Source organism: Solilutibacter tolerans (assembly GCF_900155935.1).
In the GTDB taxonomy this organism is placed as follows: domain Bacteria; phylum Pseudomonadota; class Gammaproteobacteria; order Xanthomonadales; family Xanthomonadaceae; genus Solilutibacter; species Solilutibacter tolerans.
This window is the reverse complement of sequence record NZ_FTLW01000004.1, coordinates 201524-225210: the sequence shown is the minus strand read 5'-3', so window position 1 is coordinate 225210 and position 23687 is coordinate 201524. Positions and strand designations below refer to the sequence as shown.

Annotated in this window: 18 protein-coding genes; 6 read left to right on the top strand and 12 right to left on the bottom strand. The window is 63.1% G+C overall.

Annotation, left to right across the window (positions count from 1 at the left end; genetic code table 11):
• Both phaE and BW989_RS09395 read right to left on the bottom strand, forming a co-directional pair.
• On the bottom strand, positions 1 to 1194 hold the full coding sequence (gene phaE, locus BW989_RS09400; RefSeq protein ID WP_076587637.1) for a class III poly(R)-hydroxyalkanoic acid synthase subunit PhaE: 1194 nt from the start codon (positions 1192 to 1194) through the stop codon (positions 1 to 3).
• 56 nt (positions 1195 to 1250) lie between these two features.
• Entirely contained in the window at positions 1251 to 1868 is a 618-nt protein-coding gene (locus BW989_RS09395; RefSeq protein ID WP_076587635.1) for a CDP-alcohol phosphatidyltransferase family protein, read from the bottom strand.
• Between the two features lie 94 nt (positions 1869 to 1962).
• On the opposite strand from BW989_RS09395, the gene dinB reads away from it, so the two are divergent.
• The gene (gene dinB, locus BW989_RS09390) at positions 1963 to 3051 is read left to right on the top strand and encodes a DNA polymerase IV (protein WP_076587633.1); all 1089 of its coding nucleotides are present in this window, start codon (positions 1963 to 1965) and stop codon (positions 3049 to 3051) included.
• Between the two features lie 15 nt (positions 3052 to 3066).
• Here the strand turns inward: dinB and BW989_RS09385 are convergent, their stop codons facing one another.
• From BW989_RS09385 to BW989_RS09350, 8 genes are all read right to left on the bottom strand, one after another.
• Entirely contained in the window at positions 3067 to 4332 is a 1266-nt protein-coding gene (locus BW989_RS09385; protein ID WP_165688583.1) for a serine hydrolase domain-containing protein, read from the bottom strand.
• A gap of 209 nt (positions 4333 to 4541) precedes the next feature.
• Complete coding sequence (gene pnp, locus BW989_RS09380) at positions 4542 to 6650, bottom strand: polyribonucleotide nucleotidyltransferase (RefSeq protein ID WP_076587630.1); 2109 nt, start codon at positions 6648 to 6650, stop codon at positions 4542 to 4544.
• 140 nt (positions 6651 to 6790) lie between these two features.
• Positions 6791 to 7051 carry a 30S ribosomal protein S15 gene (rpsO, locus tag BW989_RS09375; protein ID WP_076587628.1) on the bottom strand — a complete coding sequence of 87 codons (261 nt, stop codon included), beginning with the start codon at positions 7049 to 7051 and terminating at the stop codon, positions 6791 to 6793.
• Positions 7052 to 7207: 156 nt separating this feature from the next.
• The gene (truB, locus tag BW989_RS09370) at positions 7208 to 8191 is read right to left on the bottom strand and encodes a tRNA pseudouridine(55) synthase TruB (RefSeq protein ID WP_076587963.1); all 984 of its coding nucleotides are present in this window, start codon (positions 8189 to 8191) and stop codon (positions 7208 to 7210) included.
• Positions 8192 to 8273: 82 nt separating this feature from the next.
• Positions 8274 to 8645, bottom strand: a complete 372-nt coding sequence (rbfA, locus tag BW989_RS09365) for a 30S ribosome-binding factor RbfA (protein ID WP_076587626.1) — start codon at positions 8643 to 8645, stop codon at positions 8274 to 8276.
• A gap of 3 nt (positions 8646 to 8648) precedes the next feature.
• Entirely contained in the window at positions 8649 to 11246 is a 2598-nt protein-coding gene (gene infB / locus BW989_RS09360) for a translation initiation factor IF-2 (RefSeq protein ID WP_076587624.1), read from the bottom strand.
• Positions 11247 to 11322: 76 nt separating this feature from the next.
• The gene (nusA, locus tag BW989_RS09355; protein ID WP_076587622.1) at positions 11323 to 12810 is read right to left on the bottom strand and encodes a transcription termination factor NusA; all 1488 of its coding nucleotides are present in this window, start codon (positions 12808 to 12810) and stop codon (positions 11323 to 11325) included.
• On the bottom strand, positions 12803 to 13414 hold the full coding sequence (locus BW989_RS09350) for a ribosome maturation factor RimP (protein WP_076587620.1): 612 nt from the start codon (positions 13412 to 13414) through the stop codon (positions 12803 to 12805). The genes nusA and BW989_RS09350 overlap by 8 nt, the downstream gene beginning before the upstream one ends.
• A gap of 306 nt (positions 13415 to 13720) precedes the next feature.
• Between BW989_RS09350 and zwf the strand changes: the two genes are divergently transcribed.
• Genes zwf through eda form a run of 5 tightly spaced genes read left to right on the top strand, consistent with a single transcriptional unit; the run spans position 13721 to position 19374 of the window.
• Complete coding sequence (gene zwf / locus BW989_RS09345) at positions 13721 to 15193, top strand: glucose-6-phosphate dehydrogenase (RefSeq protein ID WP_076587618.1); 1473 nt, start codon at positions 13721 to 13723, stop codon at positions 15191 to 15193.
• Between the two features lie 2 nt (positions 15194 to 15195).
• The gene (pgl, locus tag BW989_RS09340; RefSeq protein WP_165688582.1) at positions 15196 to 15894 is read left to right on the top strand and encodes a 6-phosphogluconolactonase; all 699 of its coding nucleotides are present in this window, start codon (positions 15196 to 15198) and stop codon (positions 15892 to 15894) included.
• On the top strand, positions 15894 to 17723 hold the full coding sequence (edd, locus tag BW989_RS09335) for a phosphogluconate dehydratase (RefSeq protein WP_076587615.1): 1830 nt from the start codon (positions 15894 to 15896) through the stop codon (positions 17721 to 17723). The genes pgl and edd overlap by 1 nt, the downstream gene beginning before the upstream one ends.
• Positions 17720 to 18742 (top strand): glucokinase, encoded by a 1023-nt coding sequence (gene glk, locus BW989_RS09330; protein WP_083688455.1) that lies wholly within the window; start codon positions 17720 to 17722, stop codon positions 18740 to 18742. Before edd ends, glk begins: the two co-directional genes overlap by 4 nt.
• Positions 18743 to 18747: 5 nt before the next feature.
• Positions 18748 to 19374 (top strand): bifunctional 4-hydroxy-2-oxoglutarate aldolase/2-dehydro-3-deoxy-phosphogluconate aldolase, encoded by a 627-nt coding sequence (gene eda / locus BW989_RS09325; RefSeq protein ID WP_242651409.1) that lies wholly within the window; start codon positions 18748 to 18750, stop codon positions 19372 to 19374.
• 6 nt (positions 19375 to 19380) lie between these two features.
• Here eda and BW989_RS09320 read toward each other — a convergent pair whose 3' ends face one another.
• Positions 19381 to 20802, bottom strand: a complete 1422-nt coding sequence (locus BW989_RS09320; RefSeq protein WP_076587612.1) for a solute:sodium symporter family transporter — start codon at positions 20800 to 20802, stop codon at positions 19381 to 19383.
• Between the two features lie 77 nt (positions 20803 to 20879).
• Entirely contained in the window at positions 20880 to 23651 is a 2772-nt protein-coding gene (locus BW989_RS09315; RefSeq protein ID WP_083688453.1) for a TonB-dependent receptor, read from the bottom strand.
• Between the last annotated feature and the right edge of the window lie 36 nt (positions 23652 to 23687).

The window sequence follows — 23687 nt, the reverse complement described above, 5'->3', positions numbered from 1 at the left end:
TCAGCGGCTCCGTTTCACGGTTTTGCGTGCGGTTTTCTTCGCAGGGGTCTTTTTCGCGGCAGTTTTTTTCGATGCGGCTTTCTTCGCGGCTGCTTTCTTGGCCGGCGTTTTGCGTGCTGAAGGTTTGGATGCCGGCTTCGTCGTAGCCTTGCGCGCGGCCGGGCGCTTGGGCGCTGCGTCACTGGCAGCGCGCGGCGAGGGCGCCGCTTCGCCCCGCATCATCCGGCGGACGATGCGTTCGAGTTCAGCGATCTTGCGATGCGCGGCTTCGATTTCGGTACGCGTCGGCATGCCCAGCTGGCCAGTGGCGTGTTCGATTTCCTTTTGCACGTCCTGACGCAGGCGCATCTGCGCATTGACCATCGCGCCATAGGCTTCGCGGTAATCGCCGGACAGCGCCATATCGGCAAACGCATCTTCCGCGGCATCGATCCACAAATCGAACAATGCGCGGGCGCTGGTGATCTCGAGGCCCGGCGATTCGTGCTCCGCCAATTTCTTCTCGAAGTTTTCGTACGCCTGCTGGGCCGACTTCGACAACATGGCGTTGTGCGCGGCGAGCGTGTCCTGATAATCCAGCTGCGCCTGCATCATCTTCTGCAAACGCTCTTGATGCTCGCGGCCAATGCCAAAGGTAGGCGTACCCAACCAGCCGCGCGCTTCGTTGCGCCAGCCGGCCAGCATCGGTTGCACGGATTCATACCACTGGTCGAAGCCGTGCATCTGCGGCGACTGCATGCTGCGGAACATCTCCAGCCAGGCGCCTTCGCCGTTCTGCTCGAGCAATTGCTTCCAGCGCTCGGCGATATCGCCCGCACTCACAGCCTGCCCGCTCAGCTCACCGGCAAGTTGCTGCATGCGGCCATACCAATCACCGGCTTGCTGTTGGAAGCGGCCCAGCGTGTCGTTGAGGGTCGCGTTCAAGTCCGGCGGCTGTTGCGCGCCCATCGATTGCGCGAAGCGGGTCCATTGACCCAGCGCATCCTGCCAGCCGCCCATGTTAGGCATGGCGCTGGGCCAGGCTGGTTGTGCAAACGCGGGGGCACCAAAACCCGGCATGGCGAAGCCCGGCCCCAGCCCGCCGAAAGGGGAAACAGGCGCCGATTGTGCGCCTGCGGCCTGCCGCATCATCTCGTTCCAACCCGCCCAATATTGCCGCGCGAGCGCGTCGAAATCACTGTTCCAATTCGCCATGGTTCCTCCTGTATGCGCCCGATGCTAGCACGCACCGATGACCGCTTTCGGTGCCCTCAGGGCTTGGGAATCCGCATCGTCTTACTGATCATCAGCGAGCCCGAAATGGCGAACATCAGCACCAGCGGATGGAACTGCCAAGGGCCGATCTTGATCATCCCGAACCACAGGTTGTCGCCGATCGCGCCCTGCATGGTGGCGATGGCCAGCACCACCACCAAGGCCAGGCTGGTGGGGATGGGCGTGCCTTCAAAGTATTTCACCTTGCCCTCGTCACCCGAGAGCTGTTCGGCGGTCACGTTGTAGCGCGCAAGTCGACTTACGCCACATCCCACGAAATAACTCAACACGATCCAGTCCCAGCCACCCTGCATGCCGCAGGCATAGGCCAGTGCGGCGGGCGCGACGCCGAAGGAAATGATGTCGGCCAATGAGTCCAGCTCGCGCCCCAATGTGGACGAGACCTTGCGCCAGCGCGCGATGCGGCCATCGAGCGCATCGAAAATGAAGGCGAGCGGGATCAGTGCCATGCCGATCATGAGGTCACGCACCACGCCGTCCTGCAGGAAGCGCATCGCGGCAAAAATGGCACCAGTGCCGCAGAAGGCGTTGGCCAAGGTGAACCAGTCGGCCAGGTGGAAGTCACGCAGCATCGAGAAATGACGTTGTTTCATCGGAAACCTCGGTGTTGATAGGCAAAGATTGCCAGAAAGCACGCGAGTCGCGAGTGAAGTCGCGGCGCGCTCGCACCTGCGGGACAATGTGCGAATGACAGACCCGCGCAAGATCATCCACGTCGACATGGACGCGTTCTACGCGTCCGTCGAACAGCGCGATGATCCGGCGCTGCGCGGCCGTCCGGTGGTGGTGGCATGGCGGGGGGCGCGCTCGGTGGTGTGCGCGGCCAGCTACGAGGCGCGCAAGTTTGGAGTGAGATCCGCGATGCCGGCCATTCGCGCCGAACGCCTATGCCCCGAAGCCGTCTTCGTGCCACCGGATTTCGTGCGCTACAAGGCGGTGTCCAGGCAGATCCGTGAGATCTTCGCCCGCCACACGGACTTGATCGAACCACTGTCGTTGGATGAGGCCTATCTGGATGTCACATCACCCAAACAGGACTTGGGCAGCGCGACCGCCATCGCACGGGACATCCGCGCGGCGATACGGGATGAGACATCGCTCACGGCGTCCGCAGGCATCGCGCCGAACAAGTTCCTGGCCAAGATCGCGAGTGACTGGAACAAGCCCGATGGGCAGTTTGTCCTGAAGCCGCAGCATGTCGATGCGTTTCTTTCCACGCTCGCCGTAGGCCGCCTGCCCGGGGTCGGTCGCGTCACCGAGGCGCGCATGCAGGCGATGGGCTTTCACACTTGCGCCGATATACGCGCGCAACCGGTGGAAATACTGGAACGCCAATTGGGACGTTGGGGCCGACGCCTGCATGAGCTGGCGCATGGCATTGATGAGCGCGCCGTGCAAAGCCAACGCGTCACCTTGCAAGTCAGCAGTGAAGATACTTTTCCGAGCGATTTGCCCTTGGACGCACTCGATGACGCCATCCGTGAGCTGGCGGGCAAGACTTGGCGCGCGTATCAGCGCGAGCGCGAGCAATATCCCGATCGCATCGCGCGCACGGTGGTACTGAAGCTGAAAACCAGCGATTTCCGCACGCTGACTCGTTCATTGACCAGTAGTGCTCCACCGGATGATGCCGAAACACTCGCGATGATCGCCTCTGGCCTGCGCTCGCGCGTGCAGCTGCCGGAGCAAACACGCTATCGATTGGTCGGCGTCGGGCTCAGTGGCTTCATCGACCAAGATGATCAACAAGGCGCCCTGTTGCTGGACACCGAGTAATCACGGCGCGCCCGCTCAGACATCGAAAGCCAGCAGATCCAGGCCCGTCATCGCACGTACCGCGCGTCGGTACAAAAGATTGCCTTGTGTCGCATTGGTGAGCACCACCAACGCACGCTGGCGCGCCGCGTCCCCCATCGCAAATGTCTTGAAGATGTTGCCATTGCTACCCGAGTGATAAAAGATCGCCCCTTGATGGGTGTGCTCGATGTTCCAGCCGAGCGCCTTGTCGGTCCAACGCCCCGTGACATTGATTTGTCGCGTCAACATGAGCTCGCGCGTCGCAGGACGCAGCGCCCAATCAGGCGATAGCGTGCTCACCATCAATGCCATGAAGCGCGCGTAATCCTGCACGGTGCAGCGCAAACTGGCCGCCGAATTGGCAAGGATGTCACCCGGCCAATTGACCAGACCTGCGGGTGCAGCGGCTTGCACGTCGGGCAGCGCGCGTTCGGCATCGACATAGCGCCAGTCGGATAACGGCCTACTCCAGCCCGTCGCGACTTTTTGCGCACCGCTCCATTGCTCGCGCAGCATTTGCGATGGCATGCCTTGGGTCATTTCATCCGGCGTGCCATGCCCGTAGACCGAGCGTTCGGCAAAGGCATCGCTCCATGCATAGCTGCTGTCGCGCATGCCTGCCGGTTGAAACAACAGGCGCTGCATCGTCTCATCCAGGCTTTCATCGGTGATCGATTCGACCACCAGCTGCAACCACATCAAGGCCTCGCCCGAGTAGTCGATGCGTTTGCCCGGCTCCACGAGCGGCATCAGCTTTTCCTTGGCTGGATCCTTGCGCCAATTCGGCATGCCGCTGGAGTGACGCAAGACATCGCGGGCGGTGATCTTGTCCACCCAAGGATGCCGGGCAAGATAATCGGGACGCCGATACTCCACTAGCGGCCTGTCAAGATCCAACAAGCCGCGATCGACCATCTGCAACACGGCATAGGCGAACACCGGCTTGCTGAGCGAGGCGACTTCGAAAATCGTGTCGCTGTTTGCCGGGGTTTTGTGTTGCGCATGCAACACGCCCGTCACCACTGACCAACTCAACCGCCCACGCTCGACCACGGCCATGCCGATCGCCGGTACACCCAGCGCCTGCATTTGTCGCGGCAGGTCATCCAGGAAAGACTGGGGCGGCATCCAATCGTGTTCTGGGTTGCACTCGGGCGGCGCGAAGGCACGCAAGGGCAAGCTCGTCAATGCAGCCATGCCCAAACCCGTGGTCAGTAACCGGCGGCGTGACAAATCGCTGATGGATTCGGGTCCGCTCATGACGTGCGCCACTCTCATTCAAACCAGATGCGATGGCCAGACTCTAGCATCGCCATCGAATCGCTTGCCTTTCAACTGATGCTCTCGAAGCAAATACTGAGATCACATCCTCCATCCATGCGCCATCGGCGAATCACTGCGCGTCTTTCTCGCAAAAGAAAAGCGGGCACCAAGCCCGCTTTTCCTAACTCACGGCGATTGCACGCGGCTTACTCAGCCGGCACGCCCTCGCCTTCTTCCACGGCCTTCATCGACAGGCGGATACGGCCCTGCTTGTCGACTTCCAGCACCTTGACCTTGACCACGTCGCCTTCTTTCAGCTTGTCGCTGACCTTTTCGACGCGCTCGTTGGAGATCTGCGACACGTGCACCAAGCCGTCCTTGCCCGGCAGGATGGTGACGAATGCGCCGAAGTCCATGATCTTGGCGACCTTGCCTTCGTAGATGCGGCCCGGCTCGACATCGCTGGTGATCTGCTCGATGCGGGCCTTGGCGGCCAGCGCAGCGGCGTTGTTGACCGAGGCAATCGTGATGGTGCCGTCGTCCTGGATGTCGATCTGGGTGCCGGTTTCCTTGGTGATGCCCTGAATGGTGGCACCGCCCTTGCCGATCACCTCGCGGATCTTGTCCGGGTGGATCTTGATCGTCAGCAGGCGCGGCGCGAACTCCGACAGCTCCTCACGCGGCGCGGTCATGGCATTGGCCATCTCGCCCAGGATGTGGATGCGGCCAGCCTTCGCCTGCACCAGTGCGGCTTTCATGATCTCTTCGGTGATGCCTTCGATCTTGATGTCCATCTGCAGCGCGGACACGCCATTGGCGGTACCGGCCACCTTGAAGTCCATGTCGCCGAGGTGATCTTCGTCACCCAGGATGTCGGACAGCACGACGAAGTTGTCGCCTTCCTTCACCAGGCCCATCGCGATGCCCGCAACCGGGGCCTTGATCGGCACGCCGGCATCCATAAGCGACAGCGAGCTGCCGCAGACCGAGGCCATCGAGGACGAACCGTTCGACTCGGTGATTTCCGAGACCACGCGGATGGTGTACGGGAACTCTTCCATCGTCGGCATGACGGCGAGCACGCCGCGCTTGGCCAGGCGGCCGTGGCCGATTTCGCGGCGCTTCGGACCCATCATGCGGCCGGCTTCGCCCACCGAGTACGGGGGGAAGTTGTAATGGAACAAGAAGTGATCCTTGTACTCGCCGGCGACCGAATCGATGATCTGGCCGTCGCGGGCGGTGCCCAGCGTGGTCACGACGATCGCCTGCGTCTCACCGCGGGTGAACAGCGCCGAGCCGTGCGTACGCGGCAACACGCTGACCTTCGAGGTGATCGGGCGGACGGTGTCCAGGGCGCGGCCGTCGATGCGGACCTTGGTGGCCAGGACCGAGCCACGCATGGTCTGGTATTCCAGCTCACCGAATTCCTTCGACAGCTCGCCGTTGCTCCAGCCTTCGGATTCAGCGCGGCCGGCCAACGACAGCAGTACGTCTTTCTTGATCGCGGCGATCGCGTCACGGCGCTGCAGCTTGTCGCGCACCTGGAAGGCGGCTTCCAGCTGGCTGCCCACGGCTTCCTTCAGCGCGGAGATCAGGGCTTCGTTCTTGGCCGGGGCCGACCAATCCCAATTCTTCGTGCCGGCTTCGACGCTCAGCTCGTTGATGGTGTTGATGACGACCTGCATCTCGCGGTGGCCAAACATCACCGCGCCCAGCATCACGTCTTCCGACAGCTCGGCGGCTTCGGATTCCACCATCAAGACGGCGTTCGACGTACCGGCGACGACGAGCTCCAGCTTCGAATCCTTAAGCTCGCTGACGGTCGGGTTGAGCACGTACTCACCATTGATGTAACCGACCTTGGCCGCACCAATCGGGCCGTTGAACGGCGCGCCGGTCAGGGTGACGGCAGCCGAAGCGCCGATCAGAGCCAGGATGTCACCGTCGATTTCCGGGTTCAGCGACATCACCGTGGTGATGACCTGCACTTCGTTGCGGAACTCTTCCGGGAACAGCGGACGCAGCGGGCGGTCGATCAGGCGGGAGATCAGCGTCTCCTTCTCGGTCGCGCGGCCTTCGCGCTTGAAGAAGCCACCCGGGATGCGGCCACCGGCGTAGAACTTCTCCTGGTAGTCCACCGTCAGCGGGAAGAAGTCCTGACCCTCGCGCGCCGACTTGGCAGCGACTGCCGTTGCCAGCACGACCGTGCCTTCGCACGAGACCAGCACCGCGCCGCCGGCTTGGCGGGCGACTTCGCCGGTTTCGAGGGTGACGGTCTTGCCGCCGTACTGGAAGCTCTTGGTGATTTTTGCCACGTTTATTCCTTGGTTGTCACTTGCGAATGAACCGTCGGGCCCCTGCCCGCTCGGCATGCATGTTTCGATGGGTATTGCGATGTTGCGATGGCGCACAAACGAAACCGCGGCGTTTTGCGACGCCGCGGTTTGGTGGAATCTTAGCGACGCAGACCCAGTTTCTGGATCAGTGCCTTGTAGCGCTCGGCATCCTTGTGGTGCAGGTAGTCGAGCAGGCTGCGGCGACGGTTGACCAGCTTGAGCAGGCCGCGGCGGCTGTGGTGATCCTTCTTGTGGATCTTGAAGTGCTCGGTCAGCTCCACGATGCGGGCGGTCATCAGTGCGATCTGCACTTCCGGCGAACCGGTGTCGTTCGCGCCACGCTTGTTTTCTTCGATGATCTTGCTGGTGTCAATGGACATTTCATGTTTCTCGGTAGATGCGAAACCCGCAGGAACCACCAGAAGGCAATGGCCTCTGGCGCACCGCTGGTCCGCCGTGAACTTAAGGGATAAATCGCCGTGAAAACGGCGCGCAAATTGTAGCCCCGATGGGGCATCCCGGGCAAGGCGGGCCGGTCAGCCCTCTGCCGTAGTCTGGACGGCTTCGTTGGCTTCGGGTTGGCGCGTGGCCCAGCTGAACAACCGTTTGGCGCGCAGGACGCCTTCAGCATCCACCATCCCCAAGCCCAGCGCGCGGCCATCTGCATCACATGCGGCGACCTCGCCCAAGGCGCGGAATGGGCCGCGCACAGCTTGGCCTTGTCCCAGTTTGGCGGCCTGGGCGGGTGTCAGGCGGATGTCGGGCCAGGCCACCATGCCGGACTCGATGGGTAGCAGGCAGGCTTCCAGATGGTGCTCGCCACGCGCAGCCATGGCCTCCAGGGCTTCGAAAGTCCATAGGCGCGGTTGCCGGAACGGGTCCACCCACAGGCGGCGCAGTTCGGCGACATGCGCGCCACAGCCCAGCAACTCGCCCAGATCGCGCACCAGCGAGCGCACATAGGTGCCGGAGCCGCACTCCACATGCAGGCGCAGCTTGGGCACCGGATCCAGAAGATCCGTCGCCGATTCAAGGGTAAATTCGTGAACGTCGACCGCGCGCGGCTCGATCTCGATGGTTTCGCCGCGACGCGCCTTCGCGTACAGCGGCTCGCCGCCACGCTTGAGCGCGGAATAGATCGGCGGCACTTGCTGGATACGCCCCGTCAGCTTGGCCAGGGCCGCATCGATGGTGGCGATGTCCAGCGGTGGCACCGGGCGCTCGCGCAACAATTCGCCTTCGGCATCATCGGTGTCGGTGGTCATGCCGAGGCGCGCGACGGTCTCGTAGGCCTTGCGTGCACCGAGCAAGCCGCCGGCAATCTTGGTCGCCTCGCCAAAACAAATGGGTAAGAGGCCAGTCGCCAACGGATCGAGTGCACCCGTGTGCCCTGCCTTGTCCGCGCGAAACAAATGCCGCACGCGCTGCAAGGCCTGATTGGAACTGGGCCCACTCGCCTTGTCGAGCAGCAGGATGCCGTGCAGCTTGCGAAAACGATGGCGCGTGCGCGGCTTGGACATGGTGGGGATTGTAAGCGGCTTCGCGCCGGTCATTTCCGTTGTTAGCGCAGCATCCATGCCGGGAACGTGCCCGGCACGGCGATCATTCTTCTTCGTCGCGGACGTCGGGCAGATCGCGCAGCAGGGCGTCGATGCGCTCGCCACGGTCCACCGAATCGTCGTACATGAAATGTAGCTCGGGCACGTGGCGAAGCTTCATCACCTGCGCCAGCTGGTAGCGGATTTCCTTGGCGTGCTCTTTCAAGCCTTTCACCGCCTCGACGGACTTTTCGCTTTGCAGCGCGGTCACGAAGACCTTGGCATGCGCCAGGTCACGCGTGACCTCGACATCCGACACGCTGACCGAAGGCAACCCCAGCTCGCGCACGGCGTCGTGCACGAGGGTGCCCAGGTCCCGACGCATCTGCGCCGAGACCCGATCGGTCCGATGGAACGACTTGCGTTGACCGGCCATTGATCAGAGCGTCCGCTGCACTTCGATGCGCTCGAAGCACTCGATCTGATCGCCGGCCTTGACGTCGTTGTAGGCCTTAACGCCGATGCCGCATTCGGTGCCTTCCTTGACCTCGTCCACGTTCTCCTTGTAGCGACGCAGCGATTCCAGCTCGCCTTCGAACACCACCACGGAATCGCGCAGGACGCGGATCGGCTTGGACTTGCGCACCACGCCTTCGATGATCATGCAGCCCGCGACCGCACCAAACTTGGAGCTGCGGAACACGTCGCGCACTTCGGCGATGCCGATGATCTCTTCGCGGATCTCGACGCCCAGAAGACCCGAGGCCACCTGCTTCACTTGGTCGATCACGTCATAGATGATCGAGAAGTAACGCAGGTCGACGCCGTTGCCTTCGATCACCTTGCGTGCGGAAGCATCTGCACGCACGTTGAAGCCGATCACGGTGGCCTTGGAGGTCGCGGCCAGCTGCGCATCGGATTCGGTGATGCCGCCGACGCCCGAGCCGATCACGTTGATGCGGATCTGGTCGTTGGACAGCGAGGTCAACGCATCGCGCAGTGCCTGCATGGAGCCATGCACGTCGGCCTTGACCACCAGGTTGAGCACCTGCTGCTCGGAGCCGGCGCCCATCTGCGCCATGATGTCTTCCATGCGGTTGCCCGCAGCGGCGACCAGGCGCGATTCGCGGCGCTTGGCATCACGCTGCTGCGCAACATCCTTGGCCAGACGCTCATCAGCGACGACGACGAAGTCATCGCCCGCGTCCGGCACGCCGGACAAGCCGAGCACCTGCACCGGGATCGACGGGCCTGCGGACTGCACCTGGCTGCCGGTTTCGTCGAACAGCGCACGCACGCGGCCGTACTGCACGCCGCACACCAGGTAATCGCCCTTCTCCAGCGTGCCCTGCTGCACCAGCACGGTGGCGACCGGGCCACGGCCCTTGTCGAGCGCAGATTCGATCACCACGCCCGCGGCGCGGCCGTTGACCGGTGCCTTCAATTCCAGCACTTCGGCCTGCAGGCTGATCGCATCCAGCAAATCGTCGACGCCCGCACCGGTCTTGGCCGAGAGTTCGACCATCTGCGTGTCGCCACCGAAATCTTCGGCGACCACTTCGCTTTCCAGCAGTTCATTCTTGACCCGCATCGGGTCAGCATCGGACTTGTCGATCTTGTTGATGGCGACGATCAGCGGCACGCCGGCAGACTTGGCATGCTGGATCGCTTCCTTGGTCTGCGGCATCACGCCGTCATCGGCCGCCACGACCAGCACCACGATGTCGGTGAGCTTGGCACCGCGCGCACGCATCTGGGTGAACGCCGCGTGGCCCGGTGTATCGAGGAAGCTGATCACGCCCTTGTCGGTTTCGACGTGGTAGGCACCGATGTGCTGGGTGATGCCGCCCGCTTCGCCCGAGGCGATCTTGGTGCGGCGGATGTAGTCCAGCAACGAAGTCTTGCCGTGATCGACGTGACCCATGATGGTCACGACCGGCGGACGCTGTTCCTGCTCGCCCGTGATTTCTTCGGCATGCGCGAGAAGTTCTGTCTCGGCATCGTCCGCATCGGCGCGCACGGCCTTGTGACCCAACTCTTCGGTGACCAGTACGGCGGTGTCGTGGTCGATGGACTGGGTGATGGTGGCCATCACGCCCATCTTGAACAGCGCCTTGACCACGTCGCCACCCTTGAGCGCGAGTTTCTGCGCCAGGTCGGCCACGGTGATCGCTTCGCCAATCGCGATTTCGCGCACGATCGGCGCAGTCGGGCGCTGGAAGCCATGCTCGCCGCCGCCACTGCGCGATTGCTCGACGGCGCGACGCGCCTTCGGCTTGCCACGCGTGGCACCGCGACGGGCGCGATCCGCCGCCGACAAGTGCAGTTGGCCGGCGAACTTGGAGGTGGAATCATCGTCTTCCACACCCGCGACCATCGCGTGGGAACCGCGCGGCTTGGGCGACTTGGCACCGCGATCATCGCGCTGCGGCTCGCGCGCGCGTGGTGCGTGCGGCGTGCCATGCGTGCCCGGCTTGCGCGCAGCAGGCGCTTCGCCTTCGACGCTGGCGGAAGCAGCGGCTTCGGCCGCTTCGGCTGCCAGGCGCTTGGCCTCTTCCTCGGCACGCAGACGTTCGGCCTCGGCTTCTTCAGCGCGACGACGATCGTCTTCCGCCAGACGCTGCTGTTCTTCCAGATTGCGCTGGCGCGACTCTTCAAGCTTGCGCAGGGCTTCGGCGCGCTCGTCGTCGACCGGGGCCTTGTCGCCGCCTGCGGCCTGACCTTTGTTGACCAGGGTGACTTTCTTGCGTACGACCACGTCGACGGTCTGCTTGTTGCGACCACCGCCCACGGTGATTTCCTGCACCTTGCGGCGTGCCAGCGTGATCTTCTTCGGCGCCTCGCTGGTCTCGGCGGCGGCATCGGCACGCCCATGGGTACGACGCAGGAAGCCGAGCAGCTTGACCTTCTGGGCGCTCGTGACTTCCTCGTCGGCATCCTTGAACGGCATACCGGCTTCGGAGAGTTGCTCCAACAGCTTCTCGACCGGCGTGTTGACCAGTTCGGCAAGCTTGCGGATGGTGGTTTTCTGCGACATGCGTTTTCCGTGTTCGGGCCGACGCGAGGGCGTTCGGCCAATTTTCCATTCTAGCGCGCGGCGGTTTTACAGCCCGTCATTCGAACCAGTGCTTGCGTGCTTCCATGATCAGCGCAGAGGCGCGCGCTTCGTCCATGTCCTCGAGGTCGGTGATCTCGTCCACCGCCAACTCGGCCAGGTCTTCGCGGGTGCGCACGCCGCGGCTGGCCAAGACGTAGGCGGTCGCCTCGTCCATGCCTTCGAGCGTGAGCAGGTCCTCGGCGGGCTGGTGCTCGTCCAGCTCTTCCTCGGCGGCCAGCGCTTCGTTGAGCAGGGCGTCGCGGGCGCGGGCGCGCAGCTCCTCGACGATGTCCTCGTCGAAGCCCTCCACGGCCAGCAACTCGCCGACGGGCACGTAGGCGATTTCCTCGACCGTGCTGAAGCCTTCGGCCACCAGGATGCCGGCGATTTCCTCGTCGACCTCGAGTTTGTCCACGAACAGCTGGCGGGCGACGGCCTGCTCGGCCTCCGACTTCGCCTGCACCTGGTCCGCGGTCATCACGTTGAGCTGCCAACCGGTCAGGCGGCTGGCGAGGCGCACGTTCTGGCCGCCCTTGCCGATCGCCTTGGCCAGCAGTTCTTCGGCCACGGCGAGGTCCATCGAGTGCTTTTCTTCATCGACGATGATCGACTGCACTTCCGCCGGTGCCATTGCGTTGATGACGAACTGCGCGGGGTTGTCGCTCCACAGCACGATGTCCACGCGCTCGCCGTTGAGCTCGTTGGTCACCGCCTGCACGCGCGAGCCGCGCATGCCGATGCAGGCGCCGATCGGATCAGTGCGGTTGTCGTAAGCCAGCACCGCGATCTTGGCGCGGTCGCCCGGGTCACGCGCACAGGCCTTGATGTCCACCAGGCCCTGGCCGACTTCCGGCACTTCCAGGCGGAAAAGTTCCATCATGAATTCCGGCGCGGCGCGGCTGATGAACAGCTGCGGGCCGCGTTGCTCGCTGCGCACGTCGTACAGATAGCCGCGCACGCGGTCGCCAGTGCGCAGGATGTCGCGCGGGATGCCCTTGTCCTTGGGGATGAAGCCTTCGGCGTTGCCGCCGAGGTCCACGTAGATGTTGCCGCGCTCCACGCGCTTGACCGTGCCATTGACCAGCTCGCCGACGCGATCCTTCCACGCATCGACCACCTGCTGGCGCTCGGCCTCGCGCACGCGCTGCACGATCACTTGCTTGGCGGCCTGGGCGGCGATGCGGCCGAACTCGGCGTTCTCGATCTGCTCTTCGATGAAGTCGCCGACCTCGACGCCTTCGCTCTCGTCCACCGCGTCCATCAGGCGCAGCTGGCGGTCGGGCGATTCCATCACCACGTCATCGGCCACCACTTCCCAGCGGCGGAATGTCTCGTAGCTGCCGTCCTTGGGGTCGACGACCACGCGGATGGCGACGTCCTGCTCGGGGTAGCGCTTCTTGGCGGCAGACGCCAGCGCGGCCTCGATGGCCTCGATGATGACTTCGCGCGGCACGCCCTTTTCGTTGGCAACCGCATCGACGACGAGCAACAACTCCTTACTCATGTTCAGACTCCGCATCGGCGGGGGTTTCCGCCTGCTTGGTGGATTCGGGGTTCTTCGGCTTGGCGCCGGATTTCTTGCCAGGCTTGCCGGGGGCATAGCCGAGTGCGGCCCAGTCGGGGACCAGCCGCGCCTTGTCGATGTTGTCGATGGCGGCCTCGAAGGGCTTTCCATCAACCTCGAAACGGATGCTGTCGTCGGTGATGTCGACGATGCGACCGGTCAGGCGACGACGACCTTCCTGCGGCAACTTCAACCCAACCTTCGCGGTTTGGCCAAGGAAGCGTTGGAACTGCGCCGGCGTGAACAACGGACGATCAATGCCCGGCGACGACACTTCCAGCGTGTAATTGCCGCTGATCGGATCTTCTACATCGAGCTGCGCGGAGACCTCGCGGCTGACCTGCTCGCATTCGTCGATGCCAACCATCGGCGGTGCCATCTGGCCGTCTTCACCAGCGACCGGTGTGGCATCGGCCGGATAATCGATATACAGGCGCACGACGGCGCTGCCCGGCGCGGGGAGATATTCCACGCCCAAGAGATCCAGCCCGAGCGCTTCCACGGTCGGGGCGAGCAGATCGCTGATTTGTCTAGCCTTGTCCATCCAGTTGTCTGTGTGTCCGTGCGCGTTGCGGCGCTTGAAACGAAAAAAGGGCCCATTGGGCCCTTTCCGGTATTGCGATGTCCGGTTCCGGCGATGACACTAGCCGGAGGCCCTGGATCGGCGATGACGCTGGCCCGATCCGGGAAACGGCCGACGAGCAGCCGCTTTCAAGCCGCCTATGGTAGGCCGAACCGGCCGTTTGGGCAAGCCTAGCCCCCTGGAGGGCCGTGGGCGCGACGGGGTGCAATCGTATGCACCATTACGCACGCATCCAGGGCGCTACGCTGGCCGATTCAGGAGCCCGTCATGTCCGTCCACCCACAGCCAGCCCGACTCCTTGTCCTGTTCGGCGCCACCGGCGACCTGGCCCTGCGCATGCTCTGGGCGTCGCTCTACGACCTGCAATCCGAAGGCCTGCTGCCGCACGACCTGCGCCTGCTTGGCACGGCGCGGGGAGAGCTGGATCGCGCAGGCTTCCAGGCGGTGGTCGCGGAGGCCATCCAGCGCCGCGTGGCCGTATCCGAGCTGCGGGAGGAGGTCCTGCAATCGCTGCTGGCGCGCATCGACTACATTCCGGCCGAGCTGGGAGATGCGGCCTCCGCCAACCGACTGTGCGCGCGCATCGCCGAGCTGCGCACGGGCGACATCGTCTATCACCTCAGCACCGCGCCGCGCTTCTACGTGCCCATCTGCCAGATATTGGCCGCGCACGGCCTGAACGATCCTGGCACCCGGGTCATGCTGGAGAAGCCGATCGGGCATGACCGCGCCAGCGCCGACGCGATCATCGATGGCGTCGGCCGCTGCTTCGACGAATCGCAGGTCTATCGCGTCGATCACTACCTCGGCAAGGAAGGCGTGCAGAACCTGATCGCGCTGCGCTTTGGCAACGGCCTGTTCGAGCCGCTGTGGAATGCGCGCTACGTGGAGCAGGTCCAGATCACCGTAGCCGAGACCGTGGGCGTGGAGGGGCGCGGCGATTATTACGACCACTCCGGCGCCAGCCGCGACATGCTGCAAAACCATTTGCTGCAGATGCTGGCCCTGGTGGCGATGGAGCCGCCGGTCGCGTTCCTGCCCACGGCCGTGCGCGATGAAAAGGTCAAGGTGCTGCGCGCATTGCGCCCCATCAGCGCGGACAACGTGGCCGCCGAGACGGTGAGCGGCCAGTACACCGCCGGCGCCATTGACGGCGTGGCGGTGCCCGGCTATGTCGAGGAACTGGGCCGGCCCAGCAACCGCGAGACGTTCGTGGCCGTACGCGCCCACGTGGACAACTGGCGCTGGTCCGGCGTGCCGTTCTATTTGCGTACCGGCAAGCGCCTGCCCAAGCGCTGCACGGAAATCCTGGTGCAGTTCCGCGGCGTGCCCCACTCCATCTTCGGCGGCGGCGCACAGCGCGACATCCGGCCCAACGCGCTGCTGATCCGCCTGCAGCCCGAGGAACGCATCGAACTGCAACTGATGAGCAAGACGCCGGGCCTGGACCGGCACGGCCTTCGCCTCTCCCGCGTGGCGCTCGACCTCGACTTCCACGAAGAGTTCGCCACGCAACCGCGTCGCCTCGCCTATGAACGCCTCTATCTGGATGCGCTGGAAGGCAACGGGACCTTGTTCGTGCGTCGGGACGAGATCGAGGCCGCCTGGCATTGGGTGGATGGCATCCTCGGCGCATGGCACCAACTGGAAATCACTCCCCGCCCCTATCCCGCCGGCACCTGGGGCCCCAGTGCGGCGATGACCCTGGCCGAGCGCCACGACCACCACTGGCGCGACTGACCTTGAGCATCCATTTCCACCCGCACGCGGATACGGCCTCGATGGCGGCGGTCATCGCCACCGAGCTGCTTGCCGCCTGCCAACGCGCCCGCCATGAGGAGCGCAGCCCGCTGCTGGCGCTCGCCGGCGGCAATACGCCCCTGCCGGCTTATCGCGCACTCGCCGCCAACCTGGGCGACATGGCGCTCACCGTCATCCCGAGCGACGAGCGCTGCGTGCCGCACGATGATCCCGCCTGCAACTTCGACGCCTTGCGCCGGTTCTTTGCCGATGCGCGCGGCGTGCGCTGCCTGCCGCTCACCACCGCGGACGGCATCGCGCCGGATTCGCTCAAGCTGGCGCGTGACACCCTGGCCACCTTGCCAATGTTCGATGCCACCGTGCTCGGCATGGGCGCGGACGGCCACTTCGCCTCCTTGTTCCCCGGCTCCGCGGGACTGGCCGGGGGCCTGGACCCCAGGACCGAGGACGATGCCATCGCCCTGATGCCCGCCCACCTGCCCGCCGAAGCGCCCTATGAAAGGATCACGCTCACCCTGCCCCGGCTCCTGCGAAGCCGGCATGTGATGCTGGTGATCAGCGGCGAAGCCAAGCGCGATGTGCTGGAATCGGCCATGACGCGCGAAGCCGACCCGATCCGCTGCCCGGTCGCCGCATTGCTGCGCGCCGCGCCCGCGCTGAGCGTGCACTGGAGCCCCTGATGAGCCTGCATCCCACCATCGAACGCGTGACCGAACGAATTGCCGAGCGCAGTCGCGACTTGCGCGCGGAATACCTTGCCCGCACGCTGCAGCCGCGACCGCAGGCGCCGGCGCGCGACGCGCTGCCCTGCGGCAACCTCGCGCATGCCTTCGCCGCGGCCGGGAGCGACAAGCCCGCCTTGCGCGCCGGGCATGCCGGCAACATCGGCATCGTCACCGCCTACAACGACATGCTGAGCGCGCACCAGCCGATGGAGCAGTATCCGACGCTGATCCGGATGGCGGCCCGCAACCTTGGCGGCACCGCACAAGTCGCCGGCGGCGTGCCCGCGATGTGCGATGGCATCACCCAGGGCCTGGAGGGGATGGAGCTGTCGCTGTTCTCGCGCGACACCGTGGCGATGTCCACCGCCATCGCCCTGTCGCATCAGGCGTTCGATGCGGTTCTGTGCCTCGGGGTTTGCGACAAGATCGTGCCGGGCCTGTTGATCGGCGCCCTCAGCTTCGGGCACTTGCCGGTGATCTTCGTGCCAGCCGGCCCCATGCCGTCGGGCATCCCCAACAAGCAAAAGGCGGCGGTCAGGCAACGCTATGCCATCGGGGAGGCCTCACGCGAGGAACTGCTCGATGCCGAAGCCGCCTCCTATCACGCGCCAGGCACCTGCACGTTCTATGGCACCGCCAACTCCAACCAGATGTTGATGGAAGTCATGGGCCTGCACATGCCGGGTGCTGCCTTCGTGCCGCCCGGCACCGCACTGCGCGATGCCTTGACCGTGGCGGCCACCGAGCAGGCCTTGCGTATTTCTGCGCTCGGCAAGGATTACCGCCCGCTGGCGCGCACGGTGGATGAGAAGGCCATCGTCAACGCCCTGGTCGGCCTCGCAGCTACGGGGGGATCGACCAACCACACGATGCATCTGGTCGCGATCGCCCGGGCAGCCGGCCTCCAGATCAACTGGGACGATCTGGATGAAGTTTCACGCGTCACGCCGCTGCTGGCGCGCATCTACCCCAACGGCAACGCCGACGTGAACCAGTTCCACGAAGCCGGCGGGCTTGGCCTGGTGATCCGCGAGCTGATCGATGGCGGCCTGCTGCATCCGGACATCCTCTGCGTCCATGGCGGCGATCTGCGCCAGCAAACGTTGCGGCCGGCGCTGGAAGACACGCGCCTCGCCTGGCATCCGGCGCCGGCAACCTCGGCCGACACCGACATCCTCCGCCCGCTCGCAGCGCCCTTCGACGCCGAGGGCGGCCTGCGCCGGCTGGAAGGCAATCTTGGCCGCGCGGTGGTGAAAGTCTCGGCGGTGTCGCCGGAGCACCGGATGATACAGGCTCCGTCACGCGTGTTCGAATCGCAGGACGCGGTCTTGCGCGCCTTCAAGGCGGGCGAGCTGGATGGCGACTTCGTCGCGGTCGTGCGCGGGCAAGGTCCCCGGGCCAATGGCATGCCGGAGCTGCACAAGCTCACCCCCACGCTTTCGGCCCTCCAGGACCGCGGACAACGGGTGGCCTTGCTGACCGATGGCCGGATGTCCGGTGCCTCGGGCAAGATCCTTGCCGCCATCCACGTGACGCCCGAGGCGCTGTCCGCGGGCGGCATCTCCCGCGTGCGCGAGGGCGACATGATCCATATCGATGCGCAGGCCGGGACGATGAACGCCTTGGTCGCTCCCGACACCTGGGCGCAGCGGGAACCCGAACTGCCGGACACGCGCGCCAACACGCATGGCTGCGGCCGTGAGCTGTTCGGCTTGATGCGCGAGCGCACCGGCGATGCGGAACATGGCGCTTGCAGCCTGTTCGGCGAGGCACCGTCCGCATGAGCACGATTTCTGCCGGATTGGCCTTGCTGGGCGATGTGGGGGGCACCAATGCCCGTTTTGCCCTGGCCGACATCACCCTGGAAACACCTCGCATACTCGAATCGCACGCGCTGCAAAATTCCGACTTCGCTAGCCTTCAACACGCGATCGAACATTACCTGGACAGGGTGGGTGCCCGTCCACGCACCGCGGCGATAGCCGTGGCCTGCCCGGTGAACGAAGACGAAATCCGCCTGACCAATCGCGCCTGGTCCTTCAGCCGACGTGAACTGGGGGCAGCACTCGGATTCGACCGGCTACACATGCTCAATGACTTTGGTGCGGTGGCCTGGGCCATCCCCGCGCTGGGACGCGAAGACCTCTTGACCCTGCACGAGGCTCGGGCATCGCCTTCCATACGTGGACCGGTCACCGTGCTGGGTCCGGGCACCGGCCTTGGTGTTGCCTTGTTGCACGGCGACCGCGACAACGGCTGGCACGTGATCGAGACCGAAGGTGGCCATGTGAGTTTCGCGCCCCAGGGCGAGGAGGAGCGACAGATCGAACGCTGGATGAGCGCCCGCCACGGACGCACGTCAAACGAACGACTCCTGTGCGGGAAGGGCCTGAGCGAAATTGATGCGGTCATGCGCGGAATTCCGGCCATTGGAGCCGGCGGACCGGTACTGCCTGGCGAAGCCACGCTCACCGAAATCGAGTTGCGTCACCCGGCCGACATCGTCAGCGCGGCCCTGGATGGTCATGACGTGGCTGCACGACAGGCATTGGCGCGCTTTTGTGCCGTGCTCGGCAGCGTCGCGGGTGATTGCGCCCTGGTCCACGGCGCACGACACGTGGTCGTTGCCGGCGGGATCATCCCGCGTTTCATTCCGTTCCTGCGCAGCAGCGCCTTCCGCGAAAAATTTCTGGCCAAGGGGCGTTTTGCCGCGCACCTGGAACGCGTAGGCGTGCACGTGATCACCCATCCGCATCCGGGGCTGCTTGGCGCAGCAATGTATCTGCATGAGGTTGACCAATGACAGTGATGACGCCTGAAGACGTGCTACGCAAGGCGCCAGTGGTTCCGGTGGTGGTGATCGAGGATGTGCGCGACGCCCTCCCGCTCGCGCGCGCCCTCTTGGCCGGTGGCTTGCCCGTGATCGAAGTCACCATGCGCACTGATGCTGCACTCGAGGCAATCAAGCTCATCGCGAAGGAAATGCCGGATGCCGTCATCGGGGCAGGCACGGTGCTCTCCCCGTCGCAGTTCGATGAGGTCGCAAAGGCAGGCGCCCGCTTCGCGATTTCACCGGGCGCAACGCCCGCCTTGTACACCCATGCCCAAGCGCATCGTTCGATGCTGGCTTACTTGCCTGGCGTGGCCAGCGCCAGCGAGGTCATGCATGGCCTAGATGCCGGATTCGACTGCTTCAAGTTGTTCCCCGCAGAAGCCGTCGGTGGCATCCCCTTGCTTAAATCGCTGGCGGGCCCCTTCCCCCAGGCGCGCTTCTGCCCAACCGGGGGAATACACGCTGGAAACGCCGGGCAGTACCTTCAACTGCCCAATGTGCTCACCGTGGGCGGATCCTGGATGGTGCCGGTGGACGCCATCCAGTCACGTGACTGGCCCCGTATCCAGCAGCTGGCGAGCGAGGCCGCCCACCTGGCCTGATCCCGATTAGGTTTTCGCATTGCCGGCGCTGCCCGCGCTCGGCCCCATGAGCCGACTCAGCACGATGGCCAATGCAATCGTGCTCACCAGGGTGATGAACATCAGATGCAGGTAATGCAGCGGTGTCCATGCGAAGGTGAAGATTGCATACAACATCACACCGAAAGCCAACGCGATGCGCAGCGCCTTCGCGTTGGCACCCCGCACGAAGATGGCGACGATGAACGCAGCCAAGACCGGCATCGAATACAGACCGTTCAACTGCTGCAGCGTCGCGATGATGCTCTTGGAATGGCTGTACAGCGGCACCAACGCCAAGGAAATCAGCATGGCGACGATTTGCGTCCACTGCCCTACGCGCTTGGCATCCGCCTGCTTGTTGAACACCGGCAGGTGAATGTCGACGGCATACAACGCCGCGGCCGAGTTCAGCCCGGCGTTGTAACTGGAAAGCACCGCCCCCGTCATCGCCGCGGCAAAGGCACCTGAAAGCCAGGGCGGCAAGACATCGCCGGCCAACCGACCATAAGCACTATCGTCGATGTCGCCGTAAAGCTTGAATGCAATGATGCCCGGCAACACCACAATCAATGGCGTCAGCAGCTTGAGGAATGCCGCCGCATAAATGCCTTTCTGTGCCTCACGAATGTCCTTGGCAGCCAACGCGCGCTGGGCAATGACCATATTGGTGCCCCAGTAGAAAATGTGCGCGAACATCATTCCCGTGAAGAGCGTAGGCCACGGGATGTCCGAATCCGGACCACCCCACAAGGTCAGGCGGTCAGCCGGGATTCCCGAAAAATCCCAACCGATGCGCTCCAGCGCAAACCAGGTGACCAAGCCGCCCATCACCAGCAGGATGACGCCCATGTACGTATCGGATATGGCGATGGCGCGAAGCCCCCCCAAGGCCGCATAAGCCAACCCGGCCAGCGCGAACAAGATGGAGATGGTCATGATCGACATGTCGGGCTCGAACATCGACTTCATGAATCGGGCACCGGTGTAGAGCACCATCGGCAACAAGATGAAGAGATAGCCCATCAGGAACAAGAGCGACACCGCACGTCGCAAGGCGGCGTCGTTCATTCGACGCTCAAGCAATTCTGTCGTCGTCGTGCATTTGTACTTGTAATACATCGGCACCAGCACTTTGGCCAACACCAGCAGGCCGACCACTGCACCGAACTCCCACCACACCTGAAGCAGGTTCTGCGCGCCATTCATGCCAACGATCTGCTCCGCGCTGATGTTCGTCAGCAGTAGCGAGCCAGCGATGAATGGCCAGCTCAAATGGCCACCGGCAAGAAAAAAATCCTCCGCGCGGTTCTTGCTGCGCTGTGCTCCACGGATCTTCCACCAGGTCATAAACGCAATCCCCAGCGTCACCGCAAAGAACACGCCCAGCTGGATTGCATTGCCTTCCATGTCCGTCCTCCAAAAAAAAGCCCCATCGTCCATGACCGAACGACGGGGCGAGGTTTCACTCCAACCGCGATGACCGGTTAGAACTTGTAGCTGAACCCGAGCAGTGTCGTGCGCCCATATTCGAAGAACGAAACAGGTCGGTTGGCAGCATCGCCCGAATTGTAAGTGCCGAACGGTTCATCACCGATATTGCTGACTTGCAGATACAAGGACAAGCCTTCCAGAACACCTGGGCCAAAGCTGTAGTTCACTTGCGCGTCCTGCACCACTTCCGGCTTGATGTCGATGACTTGCAAATCGGCGCCAAACCCCTTGGTTTCACCTCGGAAAGCAGAGCGAGTGCGGCGGCTGTAACGCAGCGAGAAGCCATGACGCTCGTAGTAGGCCGTGATGTTAGAAACATATTTTGACAAGCCTGGCAGCGGCTCTGTCGTTCCGGGGCCGTTCGGGTGGATCGAGCTATCGGTATCAGAATATGTCGCCTGCAAGCCAAGGCCACTCAGTGGTGCCCACAAAATATCAAGTGGTAGCTGGGCCGCGAATTCGTAACCACGAATGTTGCCGCCTTCGCCATTGGTAGGCTGGGTGATACGTCCACTCGTACTTGCAGGATAATTTGTCTGTCCCGTCGTGGGCGCAGGCAGCGGATAACCCGCGTAGTCGAACGACACAGTCTGGTTATAGATGTACGTGGACAGATCCTTGTAGAAGTATGCAAGGCTCACATAGCCCTTGTTGCCCGCTTTCGAGCTGAAATACTTTTCAAACGAGAGGTCATATGCATTGGCCAACCACGGCTTGAGCGTTGGATTGCCACCGCCACCGGACCAGATCGGGCCACTGCTTGAGCAATCATTGCAGATACCGACATCCATGCCCGCCTTCAACTGGTCCATGCGCGGACGCGCCATCTGCCGGGCCGCTGCAAAACGAACATAGGCCTCACTTGCAAACTCGAGGCTTAGGTTCATGCTGGGCAATACGTTCCCGTAACTGGTTCCCTTCGAAACAAGCGTCCCGCCAGGATTGCCAGCGAAGGTGCTGTACCCCTCGGAATTCTGCTTCGCACGAACATACTGAACACCCAAATTGCCACGCAGCGGCATTTGCCCCAGATCGGTATCGATATTGCCTTGTACGTAGATCGTGGTTAGATCTTCATCGATACCCCAATTCTTGGCAGCGATGTCTGCGTGGTAGTTCCCGGAGAGGTTATAGACGCCGGAGTTCAGCAGATCGTTCGCATCTACGGTGGCGAGATTGCCGATGCCACCAAAGTTGAACGCCTGGGAGGAACCCGGGAACGCCAGTGATGCACCTGGGGTGGCGCAATCCACGATGCAAAGCTTTGCCTCGCGCGAGGATTTTTCCTTGCTGCGACTCGTAAAGTTCGCGCCGAACTCAAGACTGTCCAGGAAACCTTCATCGAATTCGCGCAGGAAGTCCAAACGAAGAGCCTTCACCGAGTCACTGATGTTGAAGTCCTTGAGGTAGCCATCCTGCCCCCAGCCACCCGCATCAACTAGACGAATGTTTGACGGATTGCCGAAATCAGTACCGAAGACATAGTTATTGAAGTCACCCGAACCATCCAACACTACATTCGCAGTGGTGGTGCCGCCCGGGTAGACACCCGCATAGGCTTCAAGCACACGGAAGTCACGGTCCACTTTCGAACTGGAGAGATCTAGCGTCATCGTCCATTGTTCGTTGAAGTGGAACTTGTTGTTCCAACCAAGAGAGGTGAGCTTGTCATCGATGGGGTTACTGTCCATGCGGATGACAGGGAGAACACCTGTCCAGCTGGTATTCGTGGCCGTGCTGCCGGTAATGGTGGGAGTACCCGACAGTGTGCCGCTACCCCATACCGTACCGAACTCCACGCCGGTCTTGATTTCAGTCTTCTCAAACTTCGAATGGAAAACGTCTAACGTGCCTTCGTAAAAATCGTTGGGCTTGAACTGGAGCGTGGCTGCAATACCGTTGCGCTTGTGGTTGTTATCGAAGCGGTAAAGCTTCCCGCCACCCATTACCTGGACACCGCTATAACCTGGTAGATCCGTATAACCCCAAGCCTCGTTCTGATAGCCGGGTTGCGGGCTATCCATGTGCGATAGGCCGACCATCAGACCCAGCCGGTTGTCCATGAACTGATCCACATAAGAGAAGGTGACACGGTTGCCGTGCTCCTTCTGATCGCGAATTTTGTTTATGTCGTAACGTGCGTTGACGTTCATCACACGTTCGCTGTAATCCAGCGGACGAATAGTGCGCAGATCAACCGTACCAGACAGACCCTGGCCAACCAACGATGCATCCGGTGTCTTGTAGATAAGCACCGAGCTCATGAGTTCAGACGGATATTGATCAAACTCGACACCACGGTTATCGCTTGTGCTGGCCTGTTCACGGCCATTGAGCGTAGTAGTCGCGAAGTCGCCCGAAAGGCCACGAATATTGATCTGGGTGGCACGACCACGTTCACGCTGAGCGGTCAGGCCGGGAAGGCGGGCGATGGATTCAGCGATGGAGGAATCCGGCAGCTTGCCGATGTCCTCGGCCGAGATCGCCTCGACGATTGAATCTGCGTCCTGCTTGGCCTCGATGCTGCGTTCAATCGAACCGCGAATGCCGGTCACGACCACGGTGTCCAGGGCCTTGGCCTCTTCTTCTTTCTTCTTCTCGGCGTCGGTCTTGTCCTGGTCCGCGGCCTGCGCGTACACGGGCGCAGCCACCATCGACAAGGCGGTGAGCAAAGCCACGCTCAGCAGGTTTTTCTTCAACTCAACCATCGGGATCTCCGGGTCCTGTGATGCTTTCCACACAAATTGAGGAAGGCAGGGATTCATGTCCGCTTCATGCGGTTGCGGACAGGCGGGATGTTA